This window comes from Parabacteroides vesiculifaciens, from assembly GCF_049860805.1.
GTDB lineage: Bacteria > Bacteroidota > Bacteroidia > Bacteroidales > Tannerellaceae > Parabacteroides.
The window spans coordinates 3,225,268-3,239,577 of sequence record NZ_CP187555.1 but is presented as its reverse complement, the minus strand read 5'-3'; the positions used below and the strand labels follow the sequence as shown (position 1 = coordinate 3,239,577).

10 protein-coding genes are annotated in these 14,310 nt (G+C 41.3%); all 10 read left to right on the top strand.

From position 1 onward, the window contains the following. The first annotated feature begins 26 nt into the window (after positions 1 to 26). The 10 genes from ACPYIV_RS13115 (at position 27) to ACPYIV_RS13070 (ending at position 14,156) form a co-directional block, all read left to right on the top strand. A complete protein-coding gene (locus ACPYIV_RS13115; protein WP_425883398.1) occupies positions 27 to 2,621 on the top strand; it encodes a hypothetical protein in 2,595 nt (864 codons plus the stop codon). Between the two features lie 16 nt (positions 2,622 to 2,637). Next, positions 2,638 to 4,767, top strand: coding sequence for a hypothetical protein (locus tag ACPYIV_RS13110; RefSeq protein WP_425883396.1), 2,130 nt, complete (start codon positions 2,638 to 2,640; stop codon positions 4,765 to 4,767). A gap of 200 nt (positions 4,768 to 4,967) precedes the next feature. Beyond that, entirely contained in the window at positions 4,968 to 5,861 is an 894-nt protein-coding gene (locus ACPYIV_RS13105; protein WP_293739052.1) for a hypothetical protein, read from the top strand. A 533-nt stretch (positions 5,862 to 6,394) separates the two neighbouring features. Continuing rightward, positions 6,395 to 7,702, top strand: a complete 1,308-nt coding sequence (locus tag ACPYIV_RS13100) for a fimbrial protein (RefSeq protein WP_425883393.1) — start codon at positions 6,395 to 6,397, stop codon at positions 7,700 to 7,702. 305 nt (positions 7,703 to 8,007) lie between these two features. Continuing rightward, positions 8,008 to 9,327, top strand: a complete 1,320-nt coding sequence (locus ACPYIV_RS13095) for a fimbrial protein (RefSeq protein WP_425883391.1) — start codon at positions 8,008 to 8,010, stop codon at positions 9,325 to 9,327. Between the two features lie 38 nt (positions 9,328 to 9,365). After that, positions 9,366 to 10,307 carry a FimB/Mfa2 family fimbrial subunit gene (locus tag ACPYIV_RS13090; protein WP_425883389.1) on the top strand — a complete coding sequence of 314 codons (942 nt, stop codon included), beginning with the start codon at positions 9,366 to 9,368 and terminating at the stop codon, positions 10,305 to 10,307. 19 nt (positions 10,308 to 10,326) lie between these two features. Further along, on the top strand, positions 10,327 to 11,439 hold the full coding sequence (locus ACPYIV_RS13085; protein ID WP_293739048.1) for a fimbrial protein: 1,113 nt from the start codon (positions 10,327 to 10,329) through the stop codon (positions 11,437 to 11,439). Positions 11,440 to 11,487: 48 nt separating this feature from the next. Continuing rightward, the gene (locus ACPYIV_RS13080) at positions 11,488 to 12,831 is read left to right on the top strand and encodes a fimbrial protein (RefSeq protein ID WP_425883387.1); all 1,344 of its coding nucleotides are present in this window, start codon (positions 11,488 to 11,490) and stop codon (positions 12,829 to 12,831) included. A 196-nt stretch (positions 12,832 to 13,027) separates the two neighbouring features. Then, complete coding sequence (locus tag ACPYIV_RS13075; protein WP_425883385.1) at positions 13,028 to 13,489, top strand: hypothetical protein; 462 nt, start codon at positions 13,028 to 13,030, stop codon at positions 13,487 to 13,489. A gap of 1 nt (position 13,490) precedes the next feature. Continuing rightward, positions 13,491 to 14,156 (top strand): hypothetical protein, encoded by a 666-nt coding sequence (locus ACPYIV_RS13070; protein WP_293739045.1) that lies wholly within the window; start codon positions 13,491 to 13,493, stop codon positions 14,154 to 14,156. Positions 14,157 to 14,310 lie beyond the last annotated feature (154 nt).

The following is a 14,310-nucleotide window of genomic DNA, read 5'->3' as shown; positions in this document are numbered from 1 at the left end:
CGCAGATTAATAGTAAGAGCTCTTTTATGGAGATTCTGAAGAGTTGGTATGTAGATTTTTTTTCTACTGTCGGCCTAAAGCTTGTTATTGCCAGAAAAGGGCCTAGGATGGTTGAATTCTGCAGGGCTAAAAAATGGAATCCCGAATATTCGGAAGAGGGATATGTATCTGAACATGCTATCCCCTTTTTAGACATTCCTTCTATCAAATCAATTGCTATTGCAGATGATGCGATATATTTTGGCAGTACATTTGAACGGATATACAGTTGTGTCTTAACGACTATTGCGTTGCGAGGCGGGGATATGCCACCAAGCCGGGTTGTTGGTAGGCCGGCGATTCTTTCGGTAGAAGCAAAACGTTTTTTCCCTATAGTGGAATGTCTGGGTGGTTATGAGCCGCAAATAGTGGAAAAAAATGAGATACCTTATTATATAAATTCACTTATTTCTGAATTTCAGCATTTGGGAAAGCCCTATGATGTAGAATTTCCGCTTTTATATGTTCATTTTTCAGAAGTGAATATAAAGGAAAAGATGCCCGATTTTCTTAAAAGGTTAAAATCAATTTTAGAGATTAGGCTTCCTTTAGAGAAAAAGGCTTCTTTCGATAATCCTTATTCATTGAAACACCTGCAAGGAGGTACGGGAATACAGGAAGAAAATTGGACTTTATTGTTGAACATCCTGATTCCTGATAACAAATATCGCGTGAAGCCGGAGTTTAGGAAACTGCGTTTTTTTGTAAAGGATGATAAGCTTTGTATAGCGTCTTTTGCTCCTCATATATTAACCGACGATATGCTTGTCGAAGATTCCCCCTTATTTCGTGGCACTCCGTTAGCTCCCTTGTGGGCACGTGTGTGGAATGCCGCCTTTTGGCCTTTACCTGGCCGAAGGGTCTACCGCCCAGAATATGCAAAGTATGTGTTGCATCAGTCGGAGGATGAACGTACGTTGGAAATTCGTTGGAATGAACAAGTGAAAGACTATCTTTACCATCGTTCATGCAGTCTGTTGATTTGGGCAAACTACTTGTTGTCATTTGCGCTTTTGCTGGATATGAAAAACGAGATGGATAACGCTTTCGAAGCCTCCTGCCTGAAAGGTGTTAGTTGCTTGCTGGATAGAAATGATTTATCGCTTCTGATCGGTGAAAAACTTGCTGGAGAGATGGTTGGTGAGTTGCAGAAGCTTTATGTGGAAGGCACTAAGATACATTTCCCTGTCGTTCGTATCGACCCGTTATCAAAACATGAGGTCTTGCCGGAAAGATACAGTGATAATTTCCTGTATCATAATCGCATGGAATTTGTGAAATGTGCCAGCGTGTCGGAGTTCCTTTCCTGTAATTACAGCAACCAGCATCGCTTTCTGGAGTTGGCGACCCGCAAAGACGACGTAAGTTCATTCGATCGGCTTTCATTCGGCGAGTCTTATACTTCGATGCAGCAAAAAGCAGAACTCTATTTCGGTGGTTCATCGGTTCGGTACGATTTGCACCGTGGTATGGATGAAAGAATTGACATGGGAAGTATTGTCCCAAAGTATGTACGAGTGGAAGGATACACCGAAACTTCGTGGTTGCGCCTTTTCCGTGCCGGAGAGAATGAAGACAAATATAAGGATCAGTTGCACAGAGTTGTCTGGATCATGTTGTCGGAATTGGCAAAAGAATATAAATCGGTCGTGTTGCCCCAAGAGTTGATTCTTGCCTGTTTCAATCTGATTGCCGCCAATCTGGTTGGCGAAGAGGTTTTCAGCCAATTGGCAGGCATTGAGTTTCGGGTGGTATATGATGAGCGGGCTGGATTCTATCGAACTGTTTTCTTAAATGAAACTTGCGATGAAAATCAATCCCGAGATTTATTAGAGTATGTGGCTGATTATAATTTCCTGACTAAAGAAAGTGATGGTTTTTGGCGGCTCAACCATACGGAATATACGGAATATTTGGAAGGGGGGTGCATACTTGATGGTGAAACCATAGAAAAAATATGCAAATATGTTAAAGTGGCTCATTTTATAGGTTGGCATGCTGGCATTGAGGGCATACGCGAAATCTATAATTGGTTGATAAAGCAAGATTATACACGGTTTGTTGACGAACTTCATCTTTGGAAGGAAGAAATATTTATGGAAGCGCTCAAGAACGAATCGTTAGAAAGCACGCTGGGGGTGAAACATTTTATGCTTTTGAATGGTATCAATGTATTGCGTGAGCGATTTCCTTCGATCGACGATTTAAAAAAAATTAAGCGTGATCTTGATATTCATTTGAAAAATAATGCAGATGCGGACATAAAAGTTCTGACGCAAAAATTGTTCGAAAAGATAGATAAGATTATTGATGGAGTGATAAATGACTCCTATTTTTCGTCGGTAAATACTCGGATCAATGTTTACCATGCATTGGCTTTTTTGGTTATTTATAAGTTTGTATTGAAAAATCCCGATTTTATAACAAACGAGATCGATGTGCTTATAGCTTCTATTTCTCCGATCGAAGGAAGTTACGAACTTTCAAAATGGCTCGAATATATGAAAAACCGGGAATTTTTCGTGGAACAAGATAATAATGTTGTGAAAGATAATATATTAACTATATTGGATTATTGGTAATTAATCAACTACAGGTATGAACGCAGATAACCTTAGAATCCTATACGAAATAGACAAAAAACTCCAATCCCGTTTGTCACATATGCTCCTCGAGTATTTTTATAAAGGCGGATTACTGAAAGATCTGCCTTTGGATTTGTGGCGCCAGCATTTTGCTCCAGCATTCAAGTGGGAGATACACGAGGAGTTGCGAGTTAAATTGGACCAGGCTGATCAAGAAAAGCAGAACGATGAGCAGTATAAAGAAACGGCTGACAAAGTGCGCGACTTTCGAATCAACTGCATGACGATCAATAACTTTCGTAAGTTTCCCAAGCTCGATATCCCTTTTGGGCTCAAATTGAGCAGTCAGGATAAGGACGACCCGGAAAGCCTGATTCTTTTGGGTAAGAACGGCGTAGGGAAAAGCTCCCTCTTTGCTTCTTTCGAGTATATCTTCGAAGGCATTATCAGTGAAGCGCGCCTGCGAAATTATGAGGTCGAAGAGTTTGCCACCCACTCGGATGCAGAAGCCGATGCCTCTTCCCACGAAATTAGGATATTTACTCGTGAAGGTGTTTTTACTTCATTCGCCGATTTTAAGAAATCTATTGGCGATCTGAATGTCAATCCTTTCTTTTGTTCGGAGTGGGATATTATTTCGATCGGACAGAGGAAGGCGGAAGGTGGGCATGAGCAGGAAGCTGCTTTTCATGACTTTTTTGCTGAAAATCTCGGATTTGGTGAATTGATTGATTTGAAAAAAACTTTAGCGGACTGGCAAAAAGAACTGGCCGGACTGATTAATATGAGTCATGGCGTGGATTTGAAAACCCAGAGAGACAATCTGGAAGAATTAGACAGGCAGATTGCGGAGGAAAAGAACTGCCTTGCTCAATTACGGAAAGTGAACGCCAAGAGCAATATAAAAATAGCCAATTTCAAGCGTGATGCAAAAGAATGGCTTGATAAGGAAATGAGGCTGAGAGTTAATAAAAAACGTGTGGACGAACTGCCTCTGATGACGGAAAACGAAGAAGAACAACGGCTGGTTACTGCTTGTATGGACGAATATGTTGAAGATTTGCGAGAAGTCAGGGAGAGAGTTTCTAGGCTGTTGGAGCGCTTGAGTCAAGTCACTTTAGTGCCCGTCGATACCTATTTGGAAATGTTGAAAATGTATAAGCGTAGTTTGGATAACCTCTGGAACGAGATGACCAAAGACGATAAGTTGAGCCCAGCCGCTTTGTTGCAGGCCTTTACCGACCTGGATAAGTACATGAATAATCGTTATTTGGATGAATATCTGGTTGGTTGTTCCCAATTTATCAAAGAAATACTTTCGAAGCTTGACAGCCTTGCTGCCGAAAAGGTGAAAAACTATTCTCCTGAAAGGTTCGAAGAGCTTTCAAGCCTTATTATTCAACATGAAAAGCTCCGGGTCGAAATTGAAGAAGCTGCCAAGTCGAACTTAGAAAATGTAGTGGCGCTCCATGATGCTTTGGAGGCTTATCGAAGCCAACTCGAAAAAGCCCTCGACGCAACTACCCGTGATGTCTTTTCCATTATTCGCCAAACTGTTAAGCGCGTGATGAGCCACTTTGTCTATTCTCCTATCGATAAGGAAGACATCGATTTGCTCTATACGGAAGGAGGGAAGATCAGCGTGCAGATCCGCTACGACGAGTGTGCAGATGATAAAAGCGGTAGCCGGAAAGAACCGGTGCTGACCCCTCGTAAATATTATAACACCTTTCGATACAAGCTTTTTTGCATGATGTTGAAACTCTCGGTCGCACTGGCAGTCATGAAGCGTTACCGGATTAATTTTCCTATTATCCTTGATGATGTGTTTTATGCAAGCGACTATTATAACCGCGAGCTTATCACCTCATTTGTCAAAGAGCTGAACGTGCTGTTCCGCCGTATATGGGGAAACAGCAAGATGAAGATGCAGTTGATCTGTTTTACGCACGACGAACTGGTGTTTGATGCCATCGAGACTGCCTTTGAAAAAGAAAATCAGAAGAGCAATGTTATTTTCGGAAGGCTTCTGGATTACAAGCGGGTCATGGAAAACAAAAGCGAGAAGCAAAATTGTATAGACCCGGAAGGATATGGATTTAGTAATTTGTATTTAAAATTGTTTGACGAGGAGGGTGATTGACTATGTGTTGGCTAAAAGAAAAAGGGAAAAAGATTGGATATAAAAGAGCTATATTCAACTTGTTGCTGGTTGAAGCTGGCATTTTGATTTTGTTGGGATGTTGCACGTATACCAGGCTGGATAGCATGGCGACCAAAAGCATGAAGTATGCTCAGGCTTTAAAAGATTCGAGTGGGTTAAGAAGCACAAACCTCGCGGTTATGATGCAGGATTTACAGACGGAATATGCTGCAGATAGTGTCCGCCGTTTCGCAAAAGAAGTTGGTGACTGGGTCGTTAAGATCGATAGTGAGTACAACAGACGCCTGGACTATACCCTGTCTGACCTCAGACAAGAAACTAATAACCAGCTAAGTTCGCTTAATACATGGTTGACGCTCTGGCTTGGCGCACTCTCTTTTATGGGAGTTGTGTTGCCTCTGTTGATAACCTATATGGTCCGTTTTGATCACCGGGAACAACAGAAGCAATTTGAAAATCAATATAAAGTAGACTACGCGAATGCTAAAGAAGAAATTAAAGCAATATATAATGAAACAGAGCAGCTTAAATTCAACTTTTCAACACATGCGGCTAATATAGAGCTGAAAATAATGGATGATTTGAAAGGCGAAGAAGAGTTATTCTTGAAAAAATTGAATAACAACTATCAGAAGATGCATATCTTTAATGAGATATCAGCCGTGATCAACTGTGCGACAACTTTGAAAGAACTTAGCCGTCACTATTTTACACCCGAACAGAAAGAACATTGGATCATTCTTTTTCGTCTTCTATTGGAAAAGAATTCTGTTTATATACATACTTTTGACTGTGATAGCTTTTCATCATCTAATGATAGCCAAAATGAAAAATACTTGAATTATTTCTTAGTATATCTTCTTCAGATACAGGTTCTTTTTAAGACATTAGAGCCATTTTATCTGGACATGAATGCACATTGTGTGCTTTCTAAAGCCCGTTCATGGGGTAAAAAGACATCCAGGCAGATACCTCATTTGTCTCCGGAAGATGTAAAGGCTCGTTTAGAAGAGTTGCAGAGTATTCTTCGCAATCTGATCGAAGTCACAAGAGAAGAGTTGGACAGGGGGTGAACAAATGTCAGGACTGCTGTATTTTTTAACTTTTGACGTTAAAATTATCAACCTCCCCATGCATTTCTATCAAATTATTTTATACCATTGATTTGTTATCCGTTACGGGCATGATTGAGGGATGATTTGAAGGGTAAACGAAAAAACACATACTTAGGGGGACGGGTAGCAAAGGGTAAAAAATTGAGGGGAAAAAATCATATTCTTTCCCAAAATACTATCAAAATTATATGCAAATAAGTCAAAAATGAGGTTTAGAGGGATACCGCTTAAATTTGAGAGGTATGCCGCTAACACATCTTTACTTTTTCATCCATCTTTGCAATGTCGAAAGACAACAACCTAAGACGATGAACATAGATAAAGGTGATATTACAAATGGTATAAGTAAAGTAAAGGTAATTAGCCGATGGGAAGGAGTAGGACAACACAAAACACAACAGTCGTTCCGAACAACTCAGTAAGCTATAGGGTAAGAGAAATAATAATCATTAGATAAACGAATTTATTAACTTTTTAATTTTTTAAAGAATATGAAACTAAGAAATTTTATGTATGCAACTATGATTGCATGTGCGTTCGCTTCTTGCTCAAAGGACGATGTTATCCCAACTCCAGGTACTGAACCGGAAGCTGAAGGTGATGCTACTCTGTCTTTACAGGTTTTTGGTAGCGTAGATACTAAATCGAATCCTTTTGGAACAGCAGTGACTGATTCTACTATTAATACTTTAACTGCTTATGTATTCAGAAGTTTAGATGGTGGTTCTTCTTTTGTTTATGAAACGAGCCAGACTGCGACAGCAGCTAAGAAGGTTGAAAAGATTCCTGTAACAGCAGGTATGAAGAAAGTTATTGTTTTGGCAAATGCAAATGCAACTGCAACGTTAACTGCTGGAACTTCTACATTGGAAAATCTTTGCGCTCAAAGATTAACTTACTCTACTGCAGAGGTTAATGGTTTATCGATGAATAGTGCAGTTTATACATTGTATGTAAAGGCAGGTGAAGAAAACTGTCTGGGATATACAACCAAACCGACGGGTGCTATTGATGCAACGGTAAGTGCAGAGTCTACGACAGCAGTAGCAACATCTCCTATTTATTTGTATCGTAATGTTGCAAAAGTTATGTTGTCTGAAGTGAAGATGAAAACAGGAAGCGAAGCTAAATATCCGAATGCTTCTTTGAAGATCGACAGTGTATATATTCTGCATGCACGTAAATACTCTAATTTAGCTGCCAATAACAGTACATCTGGTCAGGGATGGGGCGCAACTGCTGTAAAGGTAGATGACGTAGCTAATTATTTGAACGGTGTATCTGGTGGTTTGTATCAGAAATGGGCTACTTTAATGAATGGTAAAGCAGCAGTGAAAAAATACTTTGAAACAGCTACTAATAATTATGACGTAACTGCGGTTACTTCTTTAGGAGAAGCAGTGAGCAACTTTACTGCTACTAAAACTTCTTCAGTTTCCAAAGTGGATTCTTTCTATGTATATGAAAATCCGGCTGTTCAAGGTGGTGATACTACTTTATTGGTTGTTGTCGGAAAGTTCTATCCTGATGGAAATACGAACGCAACAAATGTTGATTATTCTTATTATACGGTAGGTATTGGTACAGATGGTTTGGGAAGTACTGCAAAACCAGCAGGAACCTTGGTTAGTCGTGATATTGCTGGTGTTTTGAGAAACTTGGAATATCGCATTTCTTTGACAGTTAATGGTCCTGGTTATGAAACTCCGTTTGGTCCGAAATTGGATGATTATACATTCTTGGATGTTGAATGTGTAGTAGCTCCGTTTGGAACAGTTGACCAGTCTGTGGAAATCTAATCCCACCTCCCATAAAACAAGAATCCTCGGCAAACGCCGGGGATTTTTTGTTTCCGATAAACAGTAGGGGAGTATTTTTTTAATATATATTGATTTTCAATGTCAAATAAAAAGGCTCTTGGTTTAAATATTTGTATCTTTGCGGTATCTGTTGCACAAACCTATGCAAATCTATCAAAACGCTTGTGTGATAGATTTATCTATTAATAAAGAGAGTAGCACCTATTCATGCCATAATCAAAGATTAATACCTTTGTTGCATATAATTAGTGAGGGATAAAGTAGAAACAAAAAATATATATATTATGAAATTTAGGAGTTATTTTCTATTAAGTATAGTGGTAGGAGCAGCCTTTGCCTGTTCGTCGGATGATGACATTCCTGAAGTGCATGTCTTTACTCCTGATGCAACCTTGTCGCTGACGGCAGGAACGGGGGAGAAAGAAACAAAAGCGAATGCTTCGTATGACACTTCGAATGATGCAATGATTCACAGATTGCAGATGTTTGTATTTTCAGGGACAGGTGATAATGCAACGTATCAGACCTCCAAAGATACGGTACTTACAAACCCTGCTACTTCCGCTAAACTGGAAGACCTGCCGGTCCAGTCCGGTTCGGCTTCTCTGTTGGTTTTAGCTAATTATCCGAAGATAAGTGTATCAAATTCTCCTACATTGTCGGATATCATAGAGAATACTGCTTCCTTGGAACAAGAAGGTAATAATGGTTATACCATGAGCAGCCAAGTATATGATATTACGATTGTTCCAGGAAAACATAATATTATGGGGGCTTCCAGCGATTTCTCTTCGCATACGCCTCAGGCTTCCCTTTCTTCTGATCCTGTGGTTCTGGTGCGCAATGTCGCAAAGATCAACCTGGTCAGCCTGACATTGAAAACGAAAAATGATGATGGATCTGGGTATGTATTGCCCGACGGCAGCAAACCGGTAAGTTTCGAGTTGGATTCAATCTTTGTATCAAACGTGAAATCCGCTTCAAAAATCGCTTCAAATAAATATTTGGGAAGTAAGACCGATAATAATAATTGGGCAGCTGTCGAAACAGATATGGACGGTACTAATCAGTGGTGGTTCGGTGCTTTCAATACGGATGCCTACAATGATACGTTGAGCAAGGTCAGCGGAGAGCAGAAAGACTTGTTGCTTTATAATGTTGTTAAAGCAGTGGAAGAGAAGAAATGGGACAAAACACAGACTCTTACAACAACAAATACTACAATTGAAGATGTTAACGGCCTTGGCAAATCATTCCTTGTCTACGAAAATATGAGCCGCAACAAGGAAAATCTCGTTCCGTTGGGTGAACAGACTATTCTGGTGGTCTGTGGACGTTATACCCGCAAGTTTGATAATGGCGCTCAGGTAACGGAACATGGCTATTATGCTGTTCCGGTAAATAACAAGGAATTTGGAGCGGAAACGCCTACGGGGGTTGCCAAGCATGAATTTATCAAGCGCAACGTGAAATATAATATTGCCCTGACAATTGCCAGCACGGGTTCTTCTACTCCTTACGGTTGGGATGTTTATGCACATGCAGCCGCGATTGTCAAGGTGATGCCGTGGAACGTTGTAGAGATCAACGAAGGCGTAGATTAATCAATATAGGGTAAACAATAGTGAAAAAAGATTTGAATATGGAATACAAATTATTTACACAGAAAACATTATTCCTTGCACTTGCAGCTTTGGCCGTGTTGATGACCGGCTGCATCAAGGACGATCTGGCAGAATGTAGCAAGTTGACGCTGAAAGTCGAAGGGCTTAATAATGGAGAGATACTCGACATCACACGGTTGGGGTTGGTCACCGACGCGACCTTGTATATCTTCGATGAAAACAAGAACCTCCTGGAAGCGCGCGAACTGGATGCAGATTTCATCTTGGCAAAAGAAGAAATCAAACTGGATAAATATCCGGACCATACGAAGTTGCATATCGTTGCCTGGGGAAACCTCGGAGGGGGAAACCAACAAATCACCCAGCCGAAAAATATGGACGACCTGCAACTGCAACTGAAGAGCGCCGAAGGATATGCCCAATCTCCCGACAGCCTCTATTTCGGGACGAAAGAAGTGACATCACTGGGTAGCGGTATCGTCGGTGGCGATGGTGAAGTGGTGGTTCGCCTCAAGACTGGAACTTATACGATCAAGACAATCGGCCTGTCGAACGCATTGAAAGCCTATGGCTTGAAGAGCGCCTCGGACTTCGATTTCTATATCGACCAGACGCTGGACACATACAATAATGCCGGTGTCCTCAGTGGCGACAGCGTCACCTATAATCCCGAAGGCGAATATGATGCTACGCAGGAATGGCTGACAAAGGGAATTATTGATAACGCAAGTTTTGGAGGAAAACAAAATTCGTTTTCCGGCGAAAACTTGGGTATAAAGATCGTCAGCAATGACGGGGCTGTCAATAGAACTGTATATGTGGATGACAAAGGTAATCCTTTCGAAATACCTGAAGGCGGTCGTATGGACGTACAGATCCTTTTCGGCGAAGACGGCAGTATCTCGGCCCGCATGCGTATCACTCCGTGGGGCGTAGTGGAGGATGACATTGAATTTTAATCTCTAAAGAAGTTAAGATATGAAACTGAAAAATATAATAGCAGTCGGTTTGTCTCTGGTCACCCTGGCGAGTTGCTCGAAAGACAGCCAGCCTGTGGAAGTGAGTGATATGAAAGATGCAAAAGTGAATATTTCGCTAAAGGCATCTGCTCCGGGAGCTACAAAAGCGGACGGTGACGACAATGCTCTCCCCGGCGAGACAAATATAAATAATGTGGCAGTCCTGTCGTTCACGGCAGACGGCTCGCAGATTCTGGTCGATCCCTATTGGGCTAGTGTGACCTCTACCGGTGGCGAGGCAAGCGTGCTCAACGTTCCGACAAAGGCTACCAACGCCCTGATTGCTGTCCTTGCCAATGTTCCGGAGAATGCTTTCAGCGGAGTGGCTTCCTATAGCGATTTTCAGGATCGCCTAGCGCAACTCTCGGACCAGTCGCAAAGCAACCTCGCCATGAGCGCTTATGTGATTGCTGCTAATGCCAGCTTGGTAGATGGAGATAATTACATCGGATATGCGACGCAAGACAATATAAACGGCATTTCCTCTCCCTTGGAGTTGACCCGCTTGGCAGCCCGCATCGAACTGGTCGGCGCGACAACCAATTTTGCAACGAATGCAAGGCTGAATGGCCGTACCGTCCGTATCAACAGCATCTATATTGCCAACCAGAAAACAGCATCCCGCTTTGCCAGTACCGTTTATTGGGGTGCAGTGATGGCAGACGGTCATCTGGGCAACAGCGCCGCTTCCAATCTGGGACAGAACCTTCCGGTTTCCGGAACTCCTTTCCGCCAGTATGTGATGGAAAACACCGACAGCGCCAACCCGACGCAGATTGTGATCAACGCTACCCTTTTGGCTTCTACCGGCTACCAGGCCGAAACAAAAGAGTTTGCCGCTACCATCAATGAAAACGGAGTCGTGTTGAAAGGCGAAGCTCACAAATATGTGAAGCGCAACTACATCTACCGCCTGAACATCTCCTTCGGCCCGAACAGCTTCGAAGGCATCGAAGAAGACGAGCCTGTACCTCCCACGCCCCCTACGCCTCCGGTACCTACTACAGGCGAACTGGATGTACAAGTCGAAGTTGTTGGCTGGGGACCTGTGAACCAGGAAGTGGAAATCTAAAGCATATAGGGTAAATAGAAAATCGAACAAAGAAAAACAAAAGAAATTATGAAACTAAGAAACTTATTATTCGCAGGCCTGGCTATCGCAACGATGGCGAGCTGCTCAAAAGACGACGATTCGAATAACGGTCCGAAAGCCGATGTAGATGCTTCCTTGGCATTTGTAGTAACAAGCGATGAACTGCAAACAAAGGCGGAAACAGAGGATGGTTCGGTAAAGGAAGATTTTATAAACAAACTGGATGTCTATGTATTCAGAGGCCAGGATGGTACTGCTACATTGGCAAATAAGAAAACCGTAAATGCTAAAAATGGAGTAACTGTTTCCCAGGTTGACCATATTGTGGTAAAAGTTAGTCCGGGAAATACATTGGATGAGGCTTCTACTGATCAGTTCACTGCCTATTTTCTGGCCAATTGCGATGATATAACAGCTACGACTTTGTCTACTTTTGAATCTGCTGTAGCTGCAAAATCGGTAGAGGACTTTACTAATGACGAGCAATCCAGCACTTATAAATATCTGCCGATGGCTAAAAAAATCACTTTCACAGGTGTAAAGCCGTTAGTTAATTCAGATGGTTTGTATGTGGAGAACTGGATTCAGAATAACAGTACAGTAAAATCTGCAGATCCTGTTGATAAGACTGCCCATGAAGCTTCGGTTACGGCTCCTTCCGACAATGCAGATGTCGTTGTAGAGCGTTTGGTTGCACGTGTCCAGGTTGAGAAGATTGAAGTGGATCTGTCTGCTATCAGTTCGAATGCAACATTCAAATTGACACATTTGGCTTTGGCTAATGTACATACGGATGTGACTCCTGTCGGTACTACTGCAACTACCAGTGTTTGGGCAAAAGGGTATCAGAGTGAGAATTTTGTCTCCAAGGATACGGTTATCGCTCCTTATTCCGCGGATCCTTATGACGAAGCTGTACCTTCGTTGGTGAAGAGTTATACTTCTTCGCAGGCTTTCAATACCGGTACATATAATTTTGGTACGGAAACGGATGCTCTTGATCAATTTGTCTCTTATATATATCCGAATGAAGGAAACGATACGTTTAAATTTACGTTAGGCTCCGCCTCTCTTGGTACTCCGAATGAAAAAGATGCAACGGGTTATACTTTGTTACTGATTGCCGGCGACTATAAAGCGACTTCGGCTTCTACAGCAGAAAAGAGACATTTCCGTGTGAAGATCGATCATGATCCGAGTACTGTAGTTGATTATCGCGTTGTTGCGAATTATATTTACAAATTGACTGTGACAATCACCGGTGAAGGTTCGGGTAATGAAGATGATTATCAATTGAACGCCCACGTCGCCGCAACAATCGATGTTGCTCCGTGGAACGTGGTTGAGCAGAACGAAGATGATGCCAACTAATCGACATTTACAAATTTTAAAAAGCAGGCAATCCATTCTATGGATTGCCTGCTTTTTTTGTTTTACCTATGTATTTCTCTGTTAAAGATGTGTATTATCTCTCAAAAAGATTGTATTTAAATTATTTTTCGTATTTTTGTTAGCCTCTTTTCTTATTAAACAAAAGAGAAAACAGACTTGTTATGTAATTGGTAGTATGTACAAAGGAAAATTCAATAAGTTATCGGCATGGCTTAAAAGGAATGGACAGCGTTTACTCTACTTGCTTGGATGGTGTGCAGTTATGTTATTTGCCGCTTTTCCGCGTTTAGTATTGGAAGGTGATACGTCCTGTTTGATCAGCACGTCTGATTGTCAGAGCGGCATTGTTAATTTTGTCGTCCCGATGACAATGATCATTGTAGGATATTTATTGGATACGACTTACACTTTGGCGACCATCAGTCCAGGCCCTAATAAGATGAGAATGGGGTTTATCTATATGATTATCCTTTTAGCCTTTTCGCTGATTGGAATTGTTTTTGCTATGTATTTTACTGATCCTACGGTAAAAGTCATTTGCTTTATTGGTACTTTCCTTTTAGTATCGGCACTTAAATGGGTTAGTTTGATTATAGCAGATAAAGATGTGATTAACTTAATTAAACCGGAGTTATAGTATGATTGTACTTGTTATTGTTTTTTTATTCCTGATAGGAGTGTTGGTCCTGTTCTTGGTAAATACGAAACCACAGGAAGGAACAAAGTGCAAGATTGTTAAAGCTGGCGAGATATCCAAATTGCCGAGTTTGACTGCGACAATAAATAATCTTGACGAGAAGATTTTTGTTTATAACGGAGAGAAGCAGAATATTTCGGATTATGACATTTTTGTTGTTGACGGCGAGTCGATGGCACAGAATGGAATACATACCGGTAATGGCATTCTTGTAAAAAAGTTGTATGGCGAACAGAAATTGCAACTTTCCGGTTTTCCCCTTATCGTCTTTGAAATAGATCCCAACAGGAAAAAATATAGAAATCCTGAAGTTGAACTGTCTGTGGAGCCGGAATACAAATTGCGTAAATTCGTGGCTTATTTTAAATGTGGAGCCGACATAGAGGCTGATCTACAGCGTATTTTGGAGATAAATCCATTATTAGCAGATAATAAGGACGATATTGTTGAAAGATATAAGAATGCAATCAAATATTATGAAGGAATAGATCAGCTGATCATTTCCTCTACGTGTCGTGATGGAGCGATTGGATATTCTTTCCATCCTGTAAAATATTTGATAGGTGAAGTAAAGTATATCATTCCCCAGAATGCGATCAAGCTCTAAATCCTGTCATCCCGGACTTGAGCCGGGATTGCAGCCGGCACAGTGAATAATTGTACTTTCACCGGGCCGATGTTTAAAATATTTTCAGTGCTGCCCACTTGCTTTTTATTTAAACAATGTTTATATTTGTTGTACCATTCGTTTATTGAATGAC